Here is a 23,045-nt window from a genome sequence, read left to right as displayed (position 1 = left end):
AAAGAAACTAATTAGTTAAGCGCCCTTTTTATTTCTGAATAATTTATCACAGAGTGATAATAAACTCGTCTTGCTTGCCCGCTTTAATATGAGCTTCACAATGAGATTGGATAGACTCAATCTGTTGTTCATCTAATGCATATGGCATAACAAGTTTAATTTCTTCAATTCCTTCGCGTTTCGCTAACTTCACCAGCTCAATGAGATTGGACTCATCGCTGTGGTTACTCGATAAACGATTAAGAGCTATTTCCCAAAGCCTGTCTTCGGGGCTCATTCTTTCTTTTACAGATTCATTCCAGACAGTACCAAAAACCGGAGCAAACGATTTCAGCGCTTCAGAAAAGGTCCATTTCTTAGAACTTGAGGTTCCTAAAAAAGAGGTATAATCAAACACTGCGCAAATTCGTTGTGGTTTATCCATTCTGTCCCCCGACATAATTGGCAACACAGTGTTATCAATATTAGACATCCCTAACTTTATAGCAATACGATATAAAAAAACGTTCTTTTATACCCTTATTTTCAGAGGCACTGATATATAAAAACCAAACTGGTAACAAAAAGTAGCTATAGAGTTCAACAACCTATGTGTTAATGATTAATATTTTAGGTTTAAAACATATTTATCGGATATCGACCACTCTGCTGGCTTTGCGGTATTGAACCCGATAACCAGACCAACGAGGTAACTCCCAGCGTTTTGGGTCACCTTTGCGTAAGCCACCTTGATAAATGACGCACACCAGTTTTCGTTGCACAAAATACTCAACCTTAAGTTGGATATCACTGAGGGTTATTTCGAGCGGGTATAACTCGGCGAACTCTTCTTTTTCCCAATATGGTATACCTTCAAACGGGAAATCGTCGCCGCTGAACATCTCCAACTCTTCAAGTGAGCGAATACCTAGAGCCGTCAATTGTTGTTCAAACCATGTTTCGAAAGTCAGGCCATTATGTTTTTTTGTCTTTTCATCCAAACCCAATTCAACGTAGATTTTCCATAATTCAATCTCGGCTGTACGCTGTTTAGCAAATCCAGCAAAACACTCTTCAGCCATAACGGCGTTTACGATTGATTGAATGGCAAACTCGCCACTGGCTTCTACGTTTTTAGATTTGATTACGCGACCGGCATAAATAAGATGTTGCTCAGACATCAGCACACCATTATCAAGGCTAGCTTCCACCTGCGTCCAATGCCCGAGTTGCAGTTCCTCTATCAAATCAAAAGAGACAGGCATCATCACTGTCGCTAGTGTCAATGTCTGCTTCACTCCCCGTCCTGGCAAGCTGTGCTGATCAAGCACCAATGCCGCTTCTGCTTTAGTGGAAAATCGACTGTTTCGCCCAATCAGCACTTCCATCTGTCCATTAGCCAGTGCTTCTTTGCGTCGCTCTCTGCGCACAAACACCAACTCAGGGTGAAGCGCGGCAATCGCATGAGCCAACGCATGATGTTGATATCGAGAAGCCACTTCCAGTTGCGGTAGTCCGTAGATCTCTCTCATTTGCTCAGACAATCCTTGAGCCTCTTTTAATGCTTCAAGATCAAGGTTAACCGCCGAATACTCTTTTCCTCGAACCAGTTGAATCAACAATTGACCATCACAGCACTGAGGTTCTTCTTGATTGAGCTTTTCTAAAGCCTCTTCGTTCGATGAGAGTTTATAAACCGAAGCCGGAACGGAAAGCGCGGCAGCGAGGTCGATCATCGCCTCTTTTAAAGGCTTGGGTTCTATACGCGCAACCAGATCGGCATAAAGGGCATCGACCGGAAGCGGCGCTATCTGTACACCATGCTCCGTAATGTTGCCATGCTCATCGATCGCTTTCATGCCTGTGAGAATATCCGTTGCTTGTACTCGCGTTTTTTCTGGTAACGGCTCTAGAAAATGTAAATCCGATAGACGATGACCACAGCTCGCTGCGGCCAGCATAGGTTCCACCAGCTCTTCTCGCTGCATAGAGGGAGGTGTTGCTGCCTCCAGCGCCGCATGCTGCCCATAGAGACGAATAGCGATACCATTCATCACTCGTCCTGCACGACCGCTTCTCTGTTTGGCGCTTGCTTGTGAAATCTGTTTTAGCGTGAGTGTGGTTCGCCCGTTACGCTGCACATTTCTGCGTTCTAATCCGCTATCAATTACGGCTCCAATATTGGGGATAGTCAGCGACGTTTCAGCGACGTTGGTCGCCAGCACCACTTTCTGCTGGCTTTGCGGGGTGAGAGCGAGGTTGCGCTCTTTATCAGAAACAGAAGCATGCAGCGGAGCGACCAGAATATTTTCAATATTGCTGAGCATTTGCTGGCATTGCTGAATTTCTTTACGTCCGGGAAGAAAAACCAAAATATCTGCGCTGGTTCTTGTCAGTACCTCGGTCACTTCTTGCTTTACGCGATCAGCAAGGTAACGAGCGTCAGGTAACTGCCTTGAATCAGCGGCTCTGTACTCGACCGCAACATCATAAACTCGCCCTTCGGCTTTTAGCCTCACCGCTCCTAAATAGTCCGCTAAACGCTCCCCTTCTAAGGTTGCCGAGGTAACAATCAAGCGGATCTTTTGTTGCTGTTTAAGTAAGGCGACAAGTAAATCTGTGTCCCAGCGTCTTTCATGAAATTCATCCACCATGACAATATCAAAACTCGCCAGCTTATCTTCAGCAAACCAACGTAATGCCACACCGGGGGTAACAAAAACCACCTGAGATTCTTCGCTAAAGCGATTTTCCAGCTTTATGGAATAACCAATGCTTTCCCCGATTCGCTCTTGACGCTGTAACGCCAAATATTCCGCCAGAGAGGTACACGCAATTCTGCGTGGCTCGATAACGAGTACTCTGCCTTGTTCTGCAGCCCAAAGAGGCAAACACGTTGACTTTCCTGAACCCGTTTCTGCTTCAACAATGACAGGTGATTGGCTAAGCGTGCTTAAAAAGGCGGATTTTAAAGGCTGAATGGGAAGTAATGGCATAATAAATAACAAGAAAAAAGAAATAATGGATGAATGTATTTAGATGAATATATATTCTAATCGCAGCTTAACATCAACGCACCAATAACGATTCGCTTCATCCCGTCCTCGAATAAAGCAGCATAATGTTCTGAAGTCTAGCGGTTGTCTATTTACAAGACAGTCACCAAGCCGTTATCATTTTTGTGTCAACCTTTTCACATAAATCCATAGGCCAAAAATGAATAACGACAAACGCCCTCTGTATATTTCATATGCTGGGCCTGCTCTATTGAGCACACCTCTACTAAATAAAGGTAGCGGTTTCTCAGCGGAAGAACGTGCACAGTTCAATCTAGAAGGGCTACTGCCTGAAACAACCGAAACAATACAGGAACAAGTGGTTCGTGCCTACCAGCAATATTGTAGCTTTGACAACGATATGGATAAGCACATCTATCTGCGCAACATTCAAGACACAAACGAAACGCTCTTTTACCGCTTAGTGCAAAACCACATTTCAGAGATGATGCCAATCATCTACACGCCGACCGTTGGCGCTGCATGTGAAAATTTCTCTAATATCTATCGTCGTGGTCGTGGCCTATTCATTTCTTACTCTAACCGTGATCGTATTGATGACCTGCTTAACAACGCTGCAAACCACAACGTGAAAGTCATCGTTGTTACCGATGGTGAACGTATCCTAGGTTTGGGCGACCAAGGCATCGGCGGTATGGGTATTCCAATCGGTAAACTATCTCTGTACACAGCATGTGGCGGTATCAGTCCGGCTTACACTTTGCCGATCGTGCTTGATGTGGGTACAAACAATCCACAACGTTTAGCAGACCCTATGTACATGGGCTGGCGTCATCCTCGTATTACGGGTGCGGAATACGATCAGTTTGTCGACGAATTCATTCAAGCGGTTCAACACCGTTGGCCAGATGCACTTATCCAGTTTGAAGATTTTGCACAGAAAAACGCGATGCCTCTGCTTGAGCGTTATAAAAATCGTATCTGTTGCTTCAATGATGATATTCAAGGTACTGCGGCCATTACTGTTGGTTCTCTGCTAGCGGCTTGTAAAGCGGCAGGGACACAACTATGTGAACAACGTATCACTTTCCTTGGCGCAGGTTCTGCCGGTTGTGGTATCGCGGAAGCCATCATTGCTCAAATGGTTTCTGAAGGTATTTCCGATCAGCAAGCTCGTTCACAAGTTTACATGGTTGACCGTTGGGGCCTACTGGAAGAAGGTATGCCTAATCTGCTGGACTTCCAACAACGACTTGTTCAGAAAAAATCAAACACTAAAGACTGGGTTTCAGAAAACAACGGCTATTCATTACTTGAAGTGGTTCGCAATGCTAAACCAACTGTTCTTGTTGGTGTTTCTGGCGCACCAGGCTTGTTCAGTGAAGAAGTGATTAAAGAAATGCACCTTCACTGCCCTCGTCCGATTGTGTTCCCGCTTTCGAATCCAACAAGCCGCGTAGAAGCGACACCAAACGACATTATTCGTTGGACAAATGGTGAAGCCCTAGTAGCAACAGGCAGCCCATTTGATCCTGTGGTTCATGAAGGTAAAACTTACCCAATTGCACAATGTAACAACAGCTACATCTTCCCGGGTATTGGCCTTGGTGTTCTTGCAGTGGGTGCAAAACGTGTAACAGATGCCATGCTGATGGAATCAAGCCGTGCGTTAGCAACGTGTTCACCATTAGCGATTAATGGTCACGGCCCATTGTTACCACCTTTGGAAGCTATCCATTCTGTATCGAAGAAAATTGCCTTTGCAGTGGCGAAAAAAGCCATTGAGCAAGGTGTAGCACTAGAAATTACGGATGAAGCTCTAGAACTGGCTATCGAAAACCATTTCTGGCAACCTACATACCGCCGCTACAAGCGCACTGCGTTCTAATTCGACAGACCTAAGCCCCCACAAACCCAAATGCGGGGGCTTTTTGTATAACACAACCATTCACCCAATAAATAATCTTCTGTTTGGTAAATACCTATGTTAAGTTTCTTCGCACCTGCCGGACATTATATTGCCCCGTATCTGAGTGACATTTCCGTTGCGTTAATCGCCTGCTTACTGGTGATGCTCGGTGGTGAGATTAATGCTTTATTACGCCGTGTAATGCGTAATCAGCACTTTATTTTTAGAACGGTCGCCTTTATCTTAGTCAATGCGTTTGGTTACGGATTAATCATCATCAAAGCAAGCCCTTACTTAACTCGGACACTCGCAAACTTAGAACAGGGCATGATGTTTTGTTTAGTCACAGGCAGTTTCGTTGTAATTGGATTATGGGCTCAAAAACATCGTCACATCTAAAATCAAATTCGCTCAGTATGCGCATGCGTAAATGTAAAAACGGTAAGTTTAAAGGCATGTCGTTACTTAAGCGTGGTCTACGACTTCTCTCTGTCTTGATTATCTTAAGCGCACTCTCCATCTATGGAATCGATCGCTGGGTAAGCTTGAGAAGTGAAGACCATATCATCAGCGATATCACACAGGTTCCTGAATTTCAGGTAGCTGTGGTTTTGGGCACCAGTAAGTATCTGGGCAAAACGCTTAACGAATACTATGCACACCGCATCAATGCAGCTATCTCACTTTATGACTTGGGTAAAGTAAATCGCTTCTTACTCAGTGGCGACAATGCGCACCGTTCCTACAATGAACCTTGGACAATGAAACGGGATTTGCTCAAAGCGGGTATACCTGATGGCAGTATTTTCTTGGATTACGCTGGATTCAGAACTCTAGATTCGATTGTTCGCGCAAAACGCATTTTTGATACCGATAACTTCTTGATCATCACGCAACGCTTCCATTGTGAGCGTGCGCTGTTTATTGCTAAGTATCACGACATCAATGCCACCTGCCTAGCGGTGTCAGATCCTGTTAATCATTCTGGAATTAAGACTCGTACTCGGGAAGTTTTTGCGCGCACCAAAGCATTTTTCGATCTCTACATTTTCAACACACAGCCTAAGTTTTTAGGTCCTAAAGAGCCGATCATTATTGAGTCAGAACCAACCACTGAGCTAGAAGCCACAACTGATTCAGAACTGACCACAGACTCAACACCACAAGATCAAATGGTTGAAGAACAGGCAGAGCAACCGACACACAACGACTCGCAATAGCTTTTAGCTGCCAATTCTTGGTTTTTTACCGCCATTATTTATTGTTGACACTTTTTTTTGTTACAGTTGGCGCAAACTAATAAAACACGAGTAATGTCATGTCAGTCATCGCATCGGGCGTACTAAACAAAATGCGCGCTCAACTGGGCGAAAATGTCCACTACCAATTGCCTGTCGGCGAAGGTTCTGTCGACCTGAATCCGTTCATCAATAAACCCATCACGCTAAAGCACACGGGCAATATTTTCTGTTGTTCATGCGGCAAGAAAACCAAGAAAAGTTATTCGCAAGGCCATTGCTATGTGTGCATGACTAAACTGGCGAGCTGCGACATGTGTATTATGAAGCCGGAAACTTGTCATTATGATCAAGGCACCTGCCGTGAACCTGATTGGGCACAAGATCACTGCATGGTTGAGCATTATGTTTACCTATCAAACACTTCAAGTTTAAAAGTGGGCATCACGCGTCATACGCAAATTCCAACCCGCTGGATAGATCAAGGAGCCACTCAAGGTCTGCCTATCTATAAGGTGAAAACTCGTCATATCTCTGGCTTGGTTGAAGTTGAATTGGCGAAGCACATCGCCGACAAAACAAACTGGCGTACGCTGTTAAAAGGCAATGGTGACCCGCTACCTTTAGAAGAACAGTTTGCTAAGCTGCGTCCGCTGGTTGAAGAAAAGATCGCAGAGATTAAACAACGATTCGGTCACGATGCCGTCGAAGAAGTCAACGCTCAAATCACCGAGATTCAATACCCTGTAGAAGTGTTTCCAAGCAAGATCACCTCGCATAATTTTGATAAAGAACCGGTTGTTAGCGGCGTACTGCAAGGTATAAAAGGTCAATACCTCATTTTGGATACGGGTGTTATTAACATTCGTAAATTCACCTCTTACGAAGTCGAAGTAAGTGCAGAATAAGCTCTATTTATAAAGAAGAAGGGCTCGGTGTAAGTACCGAGCCCTTCGTTTTAAGACTTTGTTATTTCAGAACCTACAAGCTTGAGAGCACTTTAAACAGCTCGTCAATTTCGCTTTTGGTGTTGTAGTGCATAAAGCCTATACGAATCACACCACCATTTTGTTCCAACCCTAGCTGACGAACCAATCCCAGAGCATAAAAGTGGCCGTTCCAGACACAGATGTTGTGCTCACCTAAGGTTTTTGCGACAAATTCCGGAGGGAAGTGATTCATTCTAATGGCAAACGTTGGGGTACGTTTGTCACTATCCGAACACGGTAAACCATAAAGTGTCACGCCATTAAGCTGGCTTAATTTTTCCAGAAAGTAAGCACTTAATTGTTGTTCATGGTGATTATACTGCTCAAAGCTCGTGACCAACCGTTGGCGCAAACTGTCCCCGGGGTTTCCCCATTGGGCGAGATATTCAATCGCCGCAATTACACCTGCTAAACCTTCAAAGCTTTGCGTACCCGTTTCATAGCGCCCCGGACCAATATTGGTTGCCGGTTCAACCTTATAAGGCTTCAATGCATGCAACCAGTGAGGCGCCACATAAGCAATGCCCACATGTGGGCCGAAGAACTTATAGGCAGAACACGCAAGAAAATCACAACCCAACTGCTGAACATCAATCAGGTGATGCGGCGCATAGTGAACCGCATCAACATAGACGATAGCGCCAAAGCGATGCGCTTCATCGACAATTCGTTTCACATCAACAATTGAGCCAGTGGTATTCGAAGCATAAGTCACCGCCACCAGCTTAGTTTTAGAGTTGATTAAAGACAGCAAGTGTTCGGTATCCAAAGTGCAGTCTGTGATATCCACTTGTGCCTGATGAACAACAACCCCTTTGCCCTGTGCGGCTTGTTGCCAGCTTGAAACATTCGAGTAATGGTCAAGTGACGTCACTATGATTTCATCACCTTCATTCCACTCTCGACTGATGGCTCGGCTAAGATGAAAAGTCAGTGACGTCATGTTTGCGCCAAACACAATGTTGCCTGAAGACTCTGCATTTAAAAGTGCCTGTGCATGTTCGCGAGCCTGTTGCATCAAATCGGTAGTAATTCGGCTGGAAAAATAGTGTCCACCCAAATTGGAATTGTAGTGACCAAGGTAGTGCGACATCTGTTTAATTACAGATTGCGGTACCTGAGAACCACCCGGCCCATCAAAGAAAATGACAGGTTTGTCGTTATGCATTTGAGAGAGAGCAGAAAACTGCCCTCTCACGGCTTCTAAACTGAATGCATTAAGATTGGAGGGCATTCTTTGCTCCTTTCGCGGTTAATACGAATACGTCCATATGCCCTTCTTCACCATGTTCGACTGAACGAATCGGACGAGCGTTGTGCCAAAGTATGTTGTCTGCCAGCATCGCAACTTCACCGTTATCTAGCACTTTGCGGAAAAACGGCGCGTCATGGCAGTCTTGGTAAAGCATGATTTCCCCGCCCACAATGTTGTGTCGGTCGATACCAATAATGGCGATATGGTCAAAGCCATCTTGATGAACACCTTCAGGTGCGACTTGGGTTTCATCGTAAATAGCCGCTATACGCATCTGGTGAATTTCGATTTCTTGACCGTCTGGCAGCTCATTGCTCGATACAAACAGCTCGCACATTTCTCTCATACCTTCGCTTTTCAAAGTCGAGGATAAGATCGGTTCGAAATGACGAACGACATTGCCTTGGAAATGGTTAATGTCGTCGGATTGCATAAAGTCGTGTTTGTCCGTCGGAACCACTTTACCTTCGATAAACCGAACCACAGAGTAGCGACGTAGTCGATACTGCCCGTCAGCATGATCAGTACGTGGCAAGTTAACAAAGGATGGCGCAAGCTGAGATAAAGCGTTTTGACTCAATTGAGTTATATGTAGGGTATTTAAGTGTGAGTGCAACATCATCGACTCCTTAATGAAGACACTTTTGTTATTATTATATTTAACAATTATTTTACATTTATAGTACGCATTAATTTGGTGAATTCCAGTTTTTACGGCAATAAAACCCACACATTCAAACAAAAAAGAACAATACACTAATAATTATCAAAATAGCGGTCTATTACTTCAACCCGCAACCTTTAGGTAGGCTAAATTTGAACGCTTTCCCTTAAACTCACCTAACATACTCATTTAAAACTATTATTTTTCATTTCCTAAGGCGAATTCGCTTAACATCGCTGATTTAAAGGGTGAAGAATTTTTCGCTATGCCACAGGTCAAACGAAGAGAGGAAAGCCTAGTGTAAAAGCCCTAGATTCAAGTCAATATGAAGTCATTTAATGTCAGGCGAGATAAGCGAAGAAGACCGAAAAAATTCCGGTCATTTCACTTCAAGCTACCAATTTGATAGAAGCGTTAATGCCGTCTCGGCATGACAGGATTGAACAAAAATATGATCGTGATAAAAAGCGGCAATCACATTCGCGCTAATACCATGAGAAGCTAATTTGGTAGACACAGCAGCCGTCAACCCAACAGAATCGAGACTGGAATGCACCGTTAAAGTGATTTGTCGGTATGTGTTTTCAAACTTGATGTGATTCTCCAAAGCTGTCTGTTTACGTATCACCAAACTTAAGCCTTCTTGTTCACAGAAAGTCGCAACGGGTCGCCAGTGCAGGTACTCATCTACCTTGCCAGTTAGTGTGCAAAACACAAATTCCTCTTCAACTAAATGTGGCTGCATTGAACTAAGTAGTTGTTGTAAGTCTGTTATTCCCGCCATTTTTACTCCATTCTCCAGTTAATGGCTCAAATCCCTTTTAAAAACAAGGAATTCAACCCTATTTATAATTCTAAACTATAACCATTTATTCGGCTGTTTCTCCTTTTATTCCTAGTAATTTATCCCTACAATCGAGTTAACTTTTCGATCATTTAACGATTGGAGCAATAATGAGCGACGTTAAACATTGCAAACTTCTTATCTTAGGTTCGGGCCCTGCTGGCTATACCGCAGCGGTATATGCAGCGCGCGCGAATTTAAACCCTGTGTTAGTAACTGGCATGCAACAAGGCGGTCAGTTGACTACGACAACTGAAGTCGAAAACTGGCCGGGTGACGCTGAAGGTCTAACAGGCCCAGCACTAATGGAAAGAATGAAAGAACACGCAGAGCGATTTGAAACAGAGATCGTGTTCGACCACATCAACGAAGTGGATTTCAGCCAGCGTCCTTTCCGTCTAAAAGGTGATTCAGGCGAATACACCTGTGATGCGTTAATTATTTCAACTGGTGCATCAGCGAAATATCTCGGTCTAGATTCTGAAGAAGCCTTTAAAGGTCGTGGCGTATCGGCTTGCGCGACGTGTGACGGTTTCTTCTATCGTAACCAGAAAGTTGCGGTTGTCGGCGGTGGTAATACTGCGGTTGAAGAAGCGCTGTACCTATCAAACATCGCATCTGAAGTTCATCTGATTCACCGTCGCGATAGCTTCCGTGCAGAAAAGATTTTAATCAACCGTCTGATGGACAAAGTAGAGAACGGCAATATCGTTCTGCACACCGATCGTACTCTTGATGAAGTATTGGGTGATGAGATGGGTGTAACAGGTGTTCGCCTGAAAGATACGCAGTCAGACAAAACTGAAGACCTTGAAGTCATGGGTGCATTCATCGCGATTGGTCACCAGCCGAATACAGCGATTTTTGAAGGCAAGCTTGAAATGAAAGACGGCTATATTATCGTGAAATCAGGTCTGGAAGGTAATGCCACTCAAACCAGCATCGAAGGTATCTTTGCAGCAGGTGACGTTATGGACCACAACTACCGTCAGGCGATTACTTCTGCGGGTACTGGTTGTATGGCTGCGTTAGACGCAGAGCGTTACCTAGATAGTCTTAATGATAAATAAGCATAAGAATTTACAATATTAATATCTAACTCATAAAACCCAGCGGTATATCCTCTGGGTTTTCTTTTGTATACTACCTGCCCTCAACATATAAGAAGAAACATTATTAAGCCTTTACATAATGGATAAGAAAAAACAACGTAGCTTGAACGCATGGCTCAAGCAGCAAAGTAAATTAGCCAAACGCTGGCTTATTATTGCTGTTGGGCTTGGGGTACTTTCGAGCCTATTTCTACTTGCCCAAGCGGCTCTGCTCGCGACAATTTTGCATCAGCTGATTATCGAGCATGCAGATAAATACTCGCTAATCCCTTACTTTTTGGGCTTAGTGGTAACTGTTGCTGCACGCGCTGGATGTACTTGGGGACGAGAGATCGCAGGCTTTAAAGCCGGTAAAGAAATCCGAATTTATATCCGCCAGTTAATCTTCGATAAACTGCGTGAGTTAGGCCCTGCTTATATCAAAGGCAAGCCTGCTGGCGCATGGGCGACGCTGACACTTGAGCAAGTTGAAAACATGCACGACTTCTTTGCTCGTTACTTACCGCAGATGTCGCTTTCTGTATTGATCCCGTTTGTTATTCTCATTGTCGTCTTTCCAGTCAACTGGGCTGCGGGTTTGATTTTCCTGATCACTGCTCCCCTTGTTCCGCTATTTATGGCGCTGGTTGGTATTAAAGCCGCTGACGCAGGCAGAAAAAACTTTAAAGCACTGCAACGTCTTTCTGGTCACTTCTATGACCGCTTACAGTCAATGACGACAATTCGTCTGTTTGACCGTACAGCAGCAGAAACAGAGCATATGCGCGGTGCATCTGAAGTATTCCGTAAACGAACTATGGATGTTTTACGCATAGCATTCTTGTCTTCCGCCGTACTTGAGTTCTTTACATCGATTTCAATTGCGATTACTGCGGTTTACTTCGGTTTCAGCTTTATTGGCGAATTAGAATTTGGTTACTACGGTGCAGGCGTCACCTTGTTCTCCGGTTTGTTTATTCTTATTCTCGCTCCTGAGTTTTATCAGCCACTGCGTGAGCTAGGCACTTATTATCATGCAAAACAGCAAGCGGTGGGTGCGGCTGAAAGTATTGTTGAGTTTTTACAAACCGACGTGAGCAAAGTGGCTTCGGGGTCAACACCTCTTCCGACGAATCATCAATCGACCAATGATTCTGTTGAGATCGTTGCTCGTGATTTGGAAGTGCTTAGCCCTGAAGGTAAACGCTTAGTTGGTCCTGTTTCTTTCACTTTGAACAGCCATGAAACCACAGCGTTAGTTGGCCCAAGCGGCGCAGGTAAAACCAGCCTGATAAATGCAATTTTAGGGTTTATGCCATATCAAGGCAGTTTGACGATTAATGGCATCGAGCTCAGCCAACTCGATCATACAAGTTGGCGCAAAGCGATTAGCTGGGTTGGCCAAAACCCGTTACTGGTACACGGCACAATTCGTGACAACGTCACTCTAGGTAAGAACGATATTACTGACCAAGCCGTTCAAGAAGTGCTCGATAATGCTTATGCCTCAGAGTTTGTTAATAAGCAAGGTCTGGATTATATGATCAGTGACCGCTCTGGAGGCTTGTCTGTAGGTCAGGCACAACGCTTAGCCTTAGCCCGTGCGATGCTACAAAAAGGCCGTTTCTGGTTACTGGATGAACCAACTGCGAGTTTAGATGCACGCAGCGAACAGTTGGTCATGCAAGGTCTTAATACTCAAATTGCAGACAAAACAGCGCTGCTTGTCACTCACCAACTACTCCCGTTGAAATCCGTCAATCAAATCCTCGTCATGCGCGATGGTTTGCTTGAGCAATCCGGAGATTTCAATACGCTCAGCCAACAACAAGGTCTTTTTGCCTCAATGTTAGCGTCCAATCAAGCCGTTCAAGAAGCTGATAAGGGGAATCTCGATGCGTGATTTACTGCCATACTTAAAACTGTATAAAAAGCACTGGTTTGGTTTGTCTCTCGGGATGTTGCTGGCGTTTCTAACCCTATTAGCATCCATTGGTTTGCTTACGCTTTCAGGCTGGTTCCTCTCTGCCGCAGCGGTAGCTGGCTTGACGATTGCCCGTGAAACCTTCAACTATATGTTGCCGGGCGCATTCGTTCGCGGTTTCGCCATGGGACGCACGGCGGGACGCTGGGGCGAGCGAGTCGTAAGCCATAACGCCACGTTCAAACTGCTGACTGACTTGCGAATTTTCTTTTTTGAAAAACTCGCACCTATGATTCCAGGCCGAATCTCAAACCTGCGTGATGCAGACCTTTTAAACCGTCTTGTTGCCGACATTGATGCAATGGACCATGTTTACTTACGCCTTATCAGCCCAGTGACCGTTGGTGTACTCGGTATTGCGGCAATCACGGCCCTACTCTGCTGGTTTGACTCAAGCTTAGGCTTAGTTCTGGGTTCCGTGTTATTTATACTTTTACTGCTTTGGCCAGTTATGTTCTACAAGCTTGGCAAACGTAACGGTGCTGAACTTACCCAAAATAAAGCAGACATGCGTATTGCAACCATGGACTGGCTGCAAGGCTATAGCGAACTTACTATCTTTGGTGCGGAATCTCGTTACCGCGAAGCCATTTACACCGCGCAAGAAAAACTGCTGACCAATCAGAAAATCAATGCGAGCTTTACTGGTTTAGCCCAAGCCCTTCTGTTATTGGCAAACGGCTGGACACTCGTTCTGATGCTGTGGCTAGCTGCTGACGGTGTGAATGGTCAGGCACCTGACCCTATGATCGCTCTGATGATCTTCGCAACCATGGCAAGCTTTGAGCTACTTATGCCGATTGCAGGAGCATTCCAACATTTAGGCCAAACACTGACTTCTGCCCGTCGTTTGAATGAAGTCATTCTTAGTGAGCCAGACGTTGTATTCCCTAAACAAAATGCACCGCATTCAGGTGAGTTTTCAGTTGAGTTCGACGGCGTATCGTTCCAATACCCAGACAGCGAACAGCAAGTGCTGAACAATGTCCAAGTTTCGGTTCCAGCCGGCCACAAACTTGCTATTGTTGGTCAAACCGGTTCTGGTAAATCAACACTGATCCAATTGCTCTGCCGTTACTGGGATGCTAACCAAGGTGAGATTAAAATCGCCGGAACGCCTCTGAAAAACTGGAGTGAAAGTGACCTGCGTGCATCCATCAGTGTGGTGAGTCAACGTGTCGATATTTTGAATGGCACCTTACGCGACAACCTGCTAATGGCGAAACCGCAAGCTACGGACGAAGAATTGTGCGCAATTCTAGAGAGCGTGGGATTACAAAAGCTACTTGAAGCTCCGGGGTTAGATGCTTGGTTGGGTGACGGTGGACGTCAGCTTTCAGGCGGTGAGAAACGCCGTATTGGTATCTCACGCGCTATTTTGCATAACGCCCCTATCCTATTGTTGGATGAGCCTACCGAAGGTTTGGATAAACAAACAGAACAGCAAATCATGGATCTGTTTAAGTCTCATTTCTCGGGTAAAACGGTCATATTCATTACGCACCGTCTGATTAATTTGGATCAAATGGATACGATATGCCTGATTGAACAGGGTGAAGTTGTCGAACATGGTAACCATGAAGAGTTACTAGCGCAGCAAGGTCGCTACTATCAGCTTAACCAAACGCTATAAAAGACAAAGCCCTTTAGTTTCCTAAAGGGCTTTTCATTCTCTTCTCCAGCCAGCGAAAATATGCCGGCTTCAGATGTAAAAATCCACCTGCATAGCAGGTGGCTTTGAATGGCCCCCTATAAGGGGGCTCACTGTTAGTTCTCTGACCCTAAAAGCATTTGGCGCGCTTCTTCTTCCTTTCCCACACGATCTTGGTACCTGACATATCTTCGAATAATTTCCTCGTTCATTCCTACCGAATCAACAAAGTAACCTCGCTGCCAGAAATGATTTTCAGCCTGAATTTGGGCGTCCAAACTATGTGATACTGACATCTATAGTAAACGTGTGAGCTTGAATCATATCTGCTCATGTTCTTTATCTCCTTGATTTGCTGGTTACAAACACTGGATATATTGAACATGAGCGTTCTTCGGGCATAGCCCAAAGGAACGATCACCACCTTCATAGAAGGTGGTTTAGGGGTAGAAAACAAAAAATCCCAAGCTAAGCTCGGGATTTTTCAAATTAGAGAGTCTGATAAATTCAGGTTACTTACGCGTACGAGGCGTATTCTTTTGCGCTGGTCTTCCGCCCGTTCTGCCTTTGCCACCTGCTTGAGTTTTACCAGCTGTACCCGCTTTTGCGCGAGAGCCGTGCTCACCAGATGATGGCTTGTTTGTCGCAGCTGTTGGCTTACGGCGCCCCTTCGGTGCCGGTGCTGTTACGCGCTCTTCATGGCGGCGTACTGCACGACGAATTTTCTGACTACGAGAACGCTCACGCTTGCGAGAAGTGTTGTCTTTAGACACATCAAGCATCGTTTCGTCTTCTGGACGTAGATCAACCAGTTCACGCAAGTAGTTTACTTGCTTAAGGTCTAGTTCCATCCAACCACCACGAGGCAATTTCTTATCTAGGAAGATATCACCATAACGTACACGTTTAAGACGGCTAACTGTGGTCTCTTGAGATTCCCAAAGACGACGAACTTCGCGGTTACGGCCTTCGTTGATAACAACGTAGAAGGTGTGGTTCATACCTTCACCACCAGCGTATACCACGTCTTCGAAACGTGCTAAACCGTCATCAAGTTGAACGCCACGAACAAGGTTGCGTACTTTATCTTCAGTTACTTCACCGAAAACACGCACTAAGTATTCACGTTCCACTTGACGGCTTGGGTGCATCAAACGGTTGGCCAACTCACCATCAGTAGTGAACAGAAGCAGACCTGAAGTGTTTGCATCCAGACGACCTACTGAAATCCAGCGCGAACCGCGAATTTTCGGTAGACGATCAAAAACCGTACGGCGACCATCAGGGTCATGACGAGTACATAACTCACCTTCTGGTTTGTAATACGCAAGTACGCGACATACAACTTCTTCTTGTGCTTTTGCAGATACGGTATGCCCGTCAATACGTACAACAGCGCTTTCATCTTCTAAGCGCTCACCCAACGCAGCTACCTTGCCATTAACACTAACACGACCAGCTCTAATCAGAGCTTCTAACTCACGACGAGAACCATGACCGGCGCGTGCTAAAACCTTTTGTAACTTTTCGCTCATTTATCTACCTTTGTGTCGTCTTCTCAGACGTCGAAATATTAGTATGCGATCTGACTTCAGTACCAGTTTTTCTGGCAAAAATCGCGGTCGCGTATTATTACAGATTACACCGACAAAAGCACCCAGTTTATCCCCAAACTAAGTAGAGATTTCACAAGGCAAACCTGAGTGGACGCGAGCGTGAACAAAAAAGAAACTTGTCTCGTTTCACCGCTTATTCGAACGGTATTGGATCACCCGAACCAACACGAACAACTTGTGGCTCATCATCGCTGAAATCAATCACTGTTGTCGGCTGTTCACCCAAAAATCCGCCATTGAGAATCACATCCACCGCGTGTTCAAGACGATCACGAATTTCTTCAGGATCCGATTCCGTCGTCTCATTGCCCGGTAAAATAAGTGAAGTCGACATCAAAGGCTCGCCCAATGCTTCAAGCAGATCCAACGCGATTTTGTTGTCCGGAATACGGATACCAATGGTTTTACGCTTAGGGTTCATTAAACGACGCGGTACTTCTTTCGTACCTTTAAAAATAAAGGTGTAAGGCCCAGGCGTATTGTTCTTCAACAAACGGAAAGCCGTATTATCCACCCGTGCATAAAGTGAAATCTCAGACAAATCGCGGCACAGCAATGTGAAATTGTGCTTGTCGTCTAAACGACGAATCTGACAAATACGCTCTAATGCCTGTTTATTTTCTAACTGGCAGCCTAATGCATAACCGGAATCAGTTGGGTAAACAATCACACCACCATTACGAATAATAGCAACCGCTTGATTGATTAAACGCGCTTGTGGATTTTCTGGATGAACATAAAAAAACTGGCTCATTATTATTCCTCTTTACCTAGGGTCTCTTGCCCTAGTCTCTCAGCTGTGTCTTTAGAGAGTATTTCCCAGTCTTTCCAGACTGGTTCCACGCCAGAAGGCAGCCATAAATTTCGCCCTAACTCCATCCACGGAGACGGGTAATGAAAGTCACTGCCTTGAGAAGCTAATAGGTTGTATTGTATAGCATAATCAGCCAAAGTGCGCCTTTCTTGTGGCGCTTGTTGAGGTTGAGCAACTTCCATTGCGTCACCACCGGCTTCTACAAACGCAGCAATTAAGCGCTTAAGCCACTTAGCCGTCAAGTTATATCGAGCCGGATGAGCAAGCACCGCCAGCCCTCCGGCGGCATGAATCGCGTTAACCGCATCCGCCATTGAACACCAGTTCGGTGGTACATAGCCCGGATTATCGCGCGTTAAAAATTTCTTAAAGACCTGCTGAAGATTTTTCGCATAACCCGCATCCACCAGCCATTTAGCAAAATGGGCACGCGTGATCGGTGCATCGCCTGCAATCGCTTTAACTTCCTCAAGTACGCCTTCTCGGGTTGATTTCTCTAATCGATGAGCAATCAGCTCCGCACGTCCGACTCGGTGTGCTTTCTGTTGCTCAATTAAACCTTGCAGATGTGGATTCAATGGGTCGATATTTAAACCAACAATATGAATGTCTTTATTCTGCCAAACCGTCGAGATTTCAATACCATTGATAAGCGTAATCGGATGCTGTTTCTCTTCAATATAAGCGCGTGCTGGCGCTAACGCCTCAATGGTGTCGTGATCTGTAATCGCAAGAACATCAACATTAAACCCGATAGCGCGTTCAATCAGTTCTTCGTGAGACATGCGGCCATCAGACGCTGTCGTGTGACTATGTAAGTCTATTTTCATATTTTTTAATTTTGCCTGTTTTTAAGGCTTGACTTTCACCTCTCGCACTAGTTTACTAGTACACAAATACGAGAGCACAAATTAAGGCTTGCTATGTTACAAGAAATCAACACAAACCCATATTCTAATTTAAGCACAGCTTCTGCTGAGCTTAATATTAATTGGTGGCGTATGTGGTCAGATTCATGGCGGGCAAACGTGCACTTCTAATTCAGAGAAACGCATTCATAAAGCCCGCAATTAGCGGGCTTTTATTTTATCAGTTGACATATCACATCCTCTACTTTCAACTGGTTAGAGAACAAATTCAGACGATTTAATAAGGAGGTCTTGTGAACAAGGCCATTGAAATCAAAAAACTTGCACAGTTAGAAGTCATCAAGACCTCTATCCCTTATACGCAAGATCCTACAGCACTATTTCACGCACTGTGCGAAGGCAAAACAGACTGTTTATTGCTTGAGTCTGCTGAAATTGATTCAAAACAGAACCTCAAAAGCTTGCTGCTGATTGACGCCGCCGTGCGAATCACTTGTTTAGGTCATAAAGTGACTTTCCAAGCTTTAACCGACAATGGCATGCAGTTGGTTGAAATTTTAAAGCAGAACTTTGTTGATGCCATTCCAGCTACACTGGAAGGCTCGCTTCTTACTCTGAACTTTGAAGCGCCGTGCGATACGTTAGATGAAGATTCGCGTTTAAAAGAAGCGTCTTCATTCGATGCATTACGCCTTGTTCAGCATAGTTTTGATCTCAGCAAACAAGACAAACACGCCATTTTCATTGGTGGTTTATTTGCTTACGACCTAGTTGCCAACTTTGAACCGCTCGGTGATGCGACTCAAAGTAACCAATGCCCTGATTATGTTTTTTATGTGGCAGAGACATTAATGGTTGTCGACCACCAGACTGAGACTTGTCAACTTCAAGCAACCGCATTCTCACGCACCACAGAAACACATACAGCTCTCATCAGTCGTCTTGCTGTCATTACTGAGCAAGCTGCGATTCCTCAATTGCAGCCACAAGCTCAAAAAATTGCAGACGTGTCGGTTAACACTAACATCAGCGATGAAGAGTTTTGCTCCATAGTTCGAGACTTGAAAGACTACGTCGTGAAAGGCGACATCTTCCAGGTGGTACCGTCTCGCCGCTTTACGCTTCCGTGCCCTTCTCCACTTGCAGCGTATGAGCAGCTCAAAAAGAGTAACCCTAGCCCTTACATGTTCTACATGCAGGACGAACATTTCACTCTGTTCGGCGCTTCGCCAGAAAGTGCTCTTAAGTACGAAAAAGAGACCAACCAAATTGAAATCTACCCTATTGCGGGAACTCGTCGTCGTGGCAAACGTGCCGATGGCAGTATTGATTTTGATTTGGATAGCCGTATCGAACTGGAACTGCGTCTGGATAAGAAAGAAAACGCGGAACACATGATGTTGGTCGATTTAGCACGTAACGATGTGGCTCGTATCTCGCAAGCGGGTACTCGTCATGTGGCCGACTTACTTAAAGTAGACCGTTACAGCCATGTGATGCACTTGGTTTCTCGCGTGGTTGGTCAGCTTCGTCAGGACTTAGATGCTCTGCACGCTTACCAAGCATGTATGAACATGGGCACGCTGACTGGCGCACCAAAAATCCGCGCTATGCAGCTGATTCGCAACGTTGAGAAAGAACGTCGCGGTAGCTACGGTGGCGCGGTGGGTTACCTGACAGGTGAAGGCGATTTGGATACTTGTATCGTGATTCGCTCTGCTTATGTGGAAAACGGTATAGCTCAAGTTCAAGCCGGTGCTGGCGTGGTCTTCGACTCCGATCCACAAGCAGAAGCAGATGAAACACGCGGTAAAGCTCAAGCCGTCATTTCAGCGATTCAACACGCTCACCAAGCGCAATCTTCTTTAAATAAAGCGTAAGTAGGAGGAATAACTCATGGCGAATATCGTATTCATCGACAACTTTGATTCATTCACCTACAACTTGGTTGATCAGTTCCGTTCATTGGGTCATCAGGTCACGATTTACCGTAACCATATTGCGGCAGACACCATTCAAAATGCAGTGGAAGCCTTAGAGCAGCCAGTTATCGTTTTATCGCCAGGTCCGGGCGCGCCTTCTGAAGCCGGCATCATGCCAGAAATTCTAAAACGTCTGAAAGGTAAAGTGCCAATGATTGGTATCTGCCTTGGTCATCAGGCGATTGTTGAAGCTTATGGCGGTACGGTTGCCGGCGCTGGTGAAATCGTTCACGGCAAAGTATCCATGATGGAACATCAAAACCACGCGCTTTACCAAGGGCTACCGTCGCCACTGGCAATTGCTCGTTATCACTCACTGGTCGCGACTCATGTGAGTGAAGAGTTAACCGTAACAGCAGAGGTTGATGGATTAGTCATGTCGGTTGTGCATGAACAAGATAAGGTGTGTGGATTCCAGTTTCACCCAGAATCCATCATGACTACGCAGGGAGCAACACTGTTAGAAAACGCGATTGATTGGGCGCTCAGTTAACTATCACAAGCGCATTCAACGAAAAAGATTAGAGCCCAACAAGACAGTGGCGAAAAGGATAAGGAATAGAAACATGCAAAACATCATCAACAAACTTTACGAGCAACAGTCACTAAGCCAAAGCGAAAGCCAAGAGCTTTTCGACCACATAATTCGTGGCGAAATGGACCCGATTCTGATGTCTGCGGTACTGACAGCTTTGAAAATTAAAGGCGAAACGCCGGATGAAATTGCGGGTGCAGCTAAAGCTTTGCTGGCGAACGCCAATCCTTTCCCGCGCCCGGATTATGACTTCGCTGACATTGTTGGTACTGGTGGCGATGGTTCCAATACCATCAATATCTCAACCACTTCAGCATTTGTTGCAGCCGCGTGTGGCGTAAAAGTCGCAAAACACGGTAACCGTGGCGTTTCTAGCAAATCCGGTTCTTCTGATCTTCTCGATTCATTCGGTATCAACCTAGCAATGAGTGCTGAAGACACTCGTCAAGCACTGGACGATTTGGGTGTCGCTTTCTTGTTTGCACCTCAGTATCACGGTGGTGTTCGCCATGCGATGCCTGTGCGTCAAACCATGAAAACTCGCACCATATTCAACATTTTAGGTCCGCTGATTAACCCTGCGAGACCCAATATCGAATTAATGGGTGTTTATAGCTTAGATTTGGTTCGTCCTATTGCGGAAACCATGTTACAAATGGGTCTCAAAAGAGCCGCTGTAGTTCATGGCTCAGGATTAGATGAAGTGGCTGTACATGGTGAAACCCATGTTGCAGAGATCAAAGACGGTAAGATTGTTGAATACACTCTGACACCGCAAGATTTTGGATTAGAGACTTACCCGCTAGACGCAATCAAAGGTGGGGAGCCTGAAGAAAACCGCGCCATCATCACTGATATCCTCAATGGCAAGGGAACGCCTGCACAACTCGCTGCTGTTGCTGTCAACGTTGCTCTTCTTTTACGACTATTTGGGAAAGAAGACCTCAAAGCGAACGCGGCGCAAGCCATTGACGTTATGAACTCAGGTAAAGCTTACGAATTAGTTCAACAATTAGCGAATCGAGGTTAACGTCGACATGTCTAACGAAACCAACGTCAGTAACGAACTTCTTGCTAACGAGAAAGCTGAGAGCGGACAACCACAACAACTCTCTGAACATATTTCCGTTGAAAATACGAAAATGGCGGAAGTGTTAGCCAAAATCGTCAAAGACAAAGCTGTATGGGTTGAAGATCGCCAGAAAGAGCAGCCGCTTGAGAGCTTTAAAAATCTTCTGACCACATCTGATCGTGATTTCTACCAAGCTTTAGGGCATCAAAATTCGGACAACGGCAAAACCGCTTTCATTCTGGAATGCAAAAAAGCATCGCCATCAAAAGGTTTGATTCGTCAGCATTTTGATTTGGATTACATCGCATCGGTGTACAACCAGTACGCGAACGCAATTTCTGTTCTGACAGACGAAAAATACTTTCAGGGTAACTTTGAGTTTCTGCCACGCATTCGTTCTCAGGTAACACAGCCTATACTGTGCAAAGACTTTATGATCAGCCCTTATCAGGTTTATCTGGCTCGTCATTACGGCGCAGACGCAATTCTGCTGATGCTTTCTGTTCTCAATGATGAGCAATATAAAGAACTGGCTGCTGTGGCTCATGAACTCGGTATGGGCATTCTGACCGAGACCAGCAACGAAGAAGAAATTCACAGAGCCGTTGCGCTAGAAGCAAAAGTGATCGGAATTAACAACCGCAACTTACGCGACCTATCAACCGACCTTAACCGCACGAAAGAACTCGCACCGCTGCTGCCAGAAGGTACAACGGTTATCTCGGAGTCTGGTATTTACACCCACCAGCAGGTGCGTGACTTGGTGCCATACGCAAGCGGCTTTTTGATTGGCAGCGCGTTAATGGCGCAGGAAAACCTCGAATTGGCGGTACGTAAAGTGGTTCTGGGCGAAAACAAAGTATGCGGACTGACTCACCCTGATGATGCAGTGAAAGCCTACCAAGCAGGCGCGGTATTTGGTGGTCTGATTTTTGTTCCTAAATCAAAACGCTATGTTGATACAGAAGCAGCACGTTTAACCATGGCTGGTGCACCTTTGCAATATGTGGGTGTATTTCAGAATCACTCCGTGAAAGAAGTGGCGGACACCGCCGCTCAGCTCGGATTATTCGCAGTGCAATTGCACGGTGATGAATCGCAAGCATTTATCGATGAGCTGAAAAGTGCTCTGCCTGAACAGGTAGAAATCTGGAAAGCCTACGGGGTCACCGATCAATTACCTGCATTTATTGAAAACCATGTAGACCGCCATTTACTGGATGCCAAAGTTGGCACACAAAGCGGTGGCACCGGAACTTCATTTGATTGGTCATTACTGGCAAAAGCTTCGGTTCCCAATGTCATGCTGGCTGGCGGACTTTCTCCAGAGAATGCACAACATGCGACAACACTAGGATGTATGGGATTAGACCTCAACTCAGGTGTTGAATCCGAACCCGGCAAAAAAGACGCAGCAAAATTGAAGCAAGCCTTCAGTGCGATTAGAAATTACTAAATTTTAGAAAATACGAACACATCGACGACTATTATCGTATCCCCGAACACACCAACGGGGATCGCAATTAAGGGATAATG

The 23,045-nt window shown here is 45.3% G+C and carries 19 protein-coding genes and 1 pseudogene; 11 read left to right on the top strand and 9 right to left on the bottom strand.

What is annotated here, in order from left to right:
• Positions 1–46: 46 nt before the first annotated feature.
• Together AAGA51_RS05865 and AAGA51_RS05860 are read right to left on the bottom strand one after the other, a co-directional pair.
• Positions 47–439, bottom strand: a complete 393-nt coding sequence (locus AAGA51_RS05865) for a hypothetical protein (protein WP_042488507.1) — start codon at positions 437–439, stop codon at positions 47–49.
• 187 nt (positions 440–626) lie between these two features.
• Positions 627–2,975, bottom strand: coding sequence for a helicase-related protein (locus AAGA51_RS05860; RefSeq protein ID WP_042488364.1), 2,349 nt, complete (start codon positions 2,973–2,975; stop codon positions 627–629).
• 220 nt (positions 2,976–3,195) lie between these two features.
• Here AAGA51_RS05860 and AAGA51_RS05855 point away from each other — a divergent pair, with 220 nt between their 5' ends.
• The 4 genes from AAGA51_RS05855 (at position 3,196) to AAGA51_RS05840 (ending at position 7,051) form a co-directional block, all read left to right on the top strand.
• Complete coding sequence (locus AAGA51_RS05855; protein WP_042488360.1) at positions 3,196–4,884, top strand: NAD-dependent malic enzyme; 1,689 nt, start codon at positions 3,196–3,198, stop codon at positions 4,882–4,884.
• Between the two features lie 96 nt (positions 4,885–4,980).
• Positions 4,981–5,304, top strand: coding sequence for a DUF3392 domain-containing protein (locus tag AAGA51_RS05850; RefSeq protein WP_042488356.1), 324 nt, complete (start codon positions 4,981–4,983; stop codon positions 5,302–5,304).
• A gap of 23 nt (positions 5,305–5,327) precedes the next feature.
• Complete coding sequence (locus AAGA51_RS05845; RefSeq protein WP_415679595.1) at positions 5,328–6,125, top strand: SanA/YdcF family protein; 798 nt, start codon at positions 5,328–5,330, stop codon at positions 6,123–6,125.
• Between the two features lie 98 nt (positions 6,126–6,223).
• Positions 6,224–7,051: a DUF2797 domain-containing protein gene (locus tag AAGA51_RS05840; RefSeq protein WP_042488351.1), complete on the top strand. Its 828-nt coding sequence runs from the start codon at positions 6,224–6,226 to the stop codon at positions 7,049–7,051.
• A 73-nt stretch (positions 7,052–7,124) separates the two neighbouring features.
• Here AAGA51_RS05840 and AAGA51_RS05835 read toward each other — a convergent pair whose 3' ends face one another.
• From AAGA51_RS05835 to AAGA51_RS05825, 3 genes are all read right to left on the bottom strand, one after another.
• Entirely contained in the window at positions 7,125–8,366 is a 1,242-nt protein-coding gene (locus tag AAGA51_RS05835; protein WP_042488348.1) for a cysteine desulfurase-like protein, read from the bottom strand.
• Entirely contained in the window at positions 8,350–9,006 is a 657-nt protein-coding gene (locus tag AAGA51_RS05830) for a 2OG-Fe dioxygenase family protein (protein WP_042488345.1), read from the bottom strand. The genes AAGA51_RS05835 and AAGA51_RS05830 overlap by 17 nt, the downstream gene beginning before the upstream one ends.
• Positions 9,007–9,445: 439 nt before the next feature.
• The gene (locus AAGA51_RS05825) at positions 9,446–9,835 is read right to left on the bottom strand and encodes an ACT domain-containing protein (protein ID WP_042488342.1); all 390 of its coding nucleotides are present in this window, start codon (positions 9,833–9,835) and stop codon (positions 9,446–9,448) included.
• A 170-nt stretch (positions 9,836–10,005) separates the two neighbouring features.
• Here AAGA51_RS05825 and trxB point away from each other — a divergent pair, with 170 nt between their 5' ends.
• From trxB to cydC, 3 genes are all read left to right on the top strand, one after another.
• On the top strand, positions 10,006–10,965 hold the full coding sequence (gene trxB, locus AAGA51_RS05820) for a thioredoxin-disulfide reductase (RefSeq protein ID WP_042488339.1): 960 nt from the start codon (positions 10,006–10,008) through the stop codon (positions 10,963–10,965).
• Between the two features lie 121 nt (positions 10,966–11,086).
• A complete protein-coding gene (cydD, locus tag AAGA51_RS05815) occupies positions 11,087–12,889 on the top strand; it encodes a heme ABC transporter permease/ATP-binding protein CydD (RefSeq protein WP_042488337.1) in 1,803 nt (600 codons plus the stop codon).
• The gene (cydC, locus tag AAGA51_RS05810) at positions 12,882–14,603 is read left to right on the top strand and encodes a heme ABC transporter ATP-binding protein/permease CydC (RefSeq protein ID WP_042488335.1); all 1,722 of its coding nucleotides are present in this window, start codon (positions 12,882–12,884) and stop codon (positions 14,601–14,603) included. Before cydD ends, cydC begins: the two co-directional genes overlap by 8 nt.
• Positions 14,604–14,737: 134 nt before the next feature.
• Here cydC and AAGA51_RS05805 read toward each other — a convergent pair.
• The 4 genes and pseudogenes from AAGA51_RS05805 to rnm form a co-directional block, all read right to left on the bottom strand.
• Positions 14,738–14,955, bottom strand: a pseudogene (locus AAGA51_RS05805) (transposase).
• A 178-nt stretch (positions 14,956–15,133) separates the two neighbouring features.
• Positions 15,134–16,156, bottom strand: coding sequence for a 23S rRNA pseudouridine(2605) synthase RluB (gene rluB, locus AAGA51_RS05800; RefSeq protein WP_042488333.1), 1,023 nt, complete (start codon positions 16,154–16,156; stop codon positions 15,134–15,136).
• 214 nt (positions 16,157–16,370) lie between these two features.
• Positions 16,371–16,991 carry an L-threonylcarbamoyladenylate synthase gene (locus tag AAGA51_RS05795; protein ID WP_042488330.1) on the bottom strand — a complete coding sequence of 207 codons (621 nt, stop codon included), beginning with the start codon at positions 16,989–16,991 and terminating at the stop codon, positions 16,371–16,373.
• Between the two features lie 2 nt (positions 16,992–16,993).
• On the bottom strand, positions 16,994–17,881 hold the full coding sequence (gene rnm, locus AAGA51_RS05790) for an RNase RNM (protein WP_042488327.1): 888 nt from the start codon (positions 17,879–17,881) through the stop codon (positions 16,994–16,996).
• Positions 17,882–18,213: 332 nt separating this feature from the next.
• On the opposite strand from rnm, the gene AAGA51_RS05780 reads away from it, so the two are divergent.
• The 4 genes from AAGA51_RS05780 to trpCF all read left to right on the top strand — a co-directional run bounded on the left by AAGA51_RS05780 (position 18,214) and on the right by trpCF (position 22,965).
• Entirely contained in the window at positions 18,214–19,800 is a 1,587-nt protein-coding gene (locus tag AAGA51_RS05780; RefSeq protein WP_042488324.1) for an anthranilate synthase component 1, read from the top strand.
• Positions 19,801–19,816: 16 nt separating this feature from the next.
• On the top strand, positions 19,817–20,395 hold the full coding sequence (locus AAGA51_RS05775; protein WP_042488321.1) for an aminodeoxychorismate/anthranilate synthase component II: 579 nt from the start codon (positions 19,817–19,819) through the stop codon (positions 20,393–20,395).
• Positions 20,396–20,468: 73 nt separating this feature from the next.
• On the top strand, positions 20,469–21,467 hold the full coding sequence (gene trpD, locus AAGA51_RS05770; RefSeq protein WP_042488317.1) for an anthranilate phosphoribosyltransferase: 999 nt from the start codon (positions 20,469–20,471) through the stop codon (positions 21,465–21,467).
• 112 nt (positions 21,468–21,579) lie between these two features.
• Complete coding sequence (trpCF, locus tag AAGA51_RS05765) at positions 21,580–22,965, top strand: bifunctional indole-3-glycerol-phosphate synthase TrpC/phosphoribosylanthranilate isomerase TrpF (RefSeq protein ID WP_042488501.1); 1,386 nt, start codon at positions 21,580–21,582, stop codon at positions 22,963–22,965.
• Positions 22,966–23,045 lie beyond the last annotated feature (80 nt).

Source organism: Vibrio diazotrophicus, from assembly GCF_038452265.1.
GTDB lineage: Bacteria > Pseudomonadota > Gammaproteobacteria > Enterobacterales > Vibrionaceae > Vibrio > Vibrio diazotrophicus.
The sequence above is the reverse complement of the archived record's forward strand: the minus strand, read 5'-3'. Positions and strand labels throughout refer to the sequence as shown.

Excerpts from the sequence above, each read along its gene's own strand:
- AAGA51_RS05865 (WP_042488507.1), bottom strand. The coding sequence starts at position 439 with ATGTCGGGGGACAGAATGGATAAACCACAACGAATTTGCGCAGTGTTT.
- AAGA51_RS05860 (WP_042488364.1), bottom strand. The coding sequence starts at position 2,975 with ATGCCATTACTTCCCATTCAGCCTTTAAAATCCGCCTTTTTAAGCACG.
- AAGA51_RS05855 (WP_042488360.1), top strand. The coding sequence starts at position 3,196 with ATGAATAACGACAAACGCCCTCTGTATATTTCATATGCTGGGCCTGCT.
- AAGA51_RS05850 (WP_042488356.1), top strand. The coding sequence starts at position 4,981 with ATGTTAAGTTTCTTCGCACCTGCCGGACATTATATTGCCCCGTATCTG.
- AAGA51_RS05845 (WP_415679595.1), top strand. The coding sequence starts at position 5,328 with ATGCGTAAATGTAAAAACGGTAAGTTTAAAGGCATGTCGTTACTTAAG.
- AAGA51_RS05840 (WP_042488351.1), top strand. The coding sequence starts at position 6,224 with ATGTCAGTCATCGCATCGGGCGTACTAAACAAAATGCGCGCTCAACTG.
- AAGA51_RS05835 (WP_042488348.1), bottom strand. The coding sequence starts at position 8,366 with ATGCCCTCCAATCTTAATGCATTCAGTTTAGAAGCCGTGAGAGGGCAG.
- AAGA51_RS05830 (WP_042488345.1), bottom strand. The coding sequence starts at position 9,006 with ATGTTGCACTCACACTTAAATACCCTACATATAACTCAATTGAGTCAA.
- AAGA51_RS05825 (WP_042488342.1), bottom strand. The coding sequence starts at position 9,835 with ATGGCGGGAATAACAGACTTACAACAACTACTTAGTTCAATGCAGCCA.
- trxB (WP_042488339.1), top strand. The coding sequence starts at position 10,006 with ATGAGCGACGTTAAACATTGCAAACTTCTTATCTTAGGTTCGGGCCCT.
- cydD (WP_042488337.1), top strand. The coding sequence starts at position 11,087 with ATGGATAAGAAAAAACAACGTAGCTTGAACGCATGGCTCAAGCAGCAA.
- cydC (WP_042488335.1), top strand. The coding sequence starts at position 12,882 with ATGCGTGATTTACTGCCATACTTAAAACTGTATAAAAAGCACTGGTTT.
- rluB (WP_042488333.1), bottom strand. The coding sequence starts at position 16,156 with ATGAGCGAAAAGTTACAAAAGGTTTTAGCACGCGCCGGTCATGGTTCT.
- AAGA51_RS05795 (WP_042488330.1), bottom strand. The coding sequence starts at position 16,991 with ATGAGCCAGTTTTTTTATGTTCATCCAGAAAATCCACAAGCGCGTTTA.
- rnm (WP_042488327.1), bottom strand. The coding sequence starts at position 17,881 with ATGAAAATAGACTTACATAGTCACACGACAGCGTCTGATGGCCGCATG.
- AAGA51_RS05775 (WP_042488321.1), top strand. The coding sequence starts at position 19,817 with ATGGCGAATATCGTATTCATCGACAACTTTGATTCATTCACCTACAAC.
- trpD (WP_042488317.1), top strand. The coding sequence starts at position 20,469 with ATGCAAAACATCATCAACAAACTTTACGAGCAACAGTCACTAAGCCAA.
- trpCF (WP_042488501.1), top strand. The coding sequence starts at position 21,580 with ATGGCGGAAGTGTTAGCCAAAATCGTCAAAGACAAAGCTGTATGGGTT.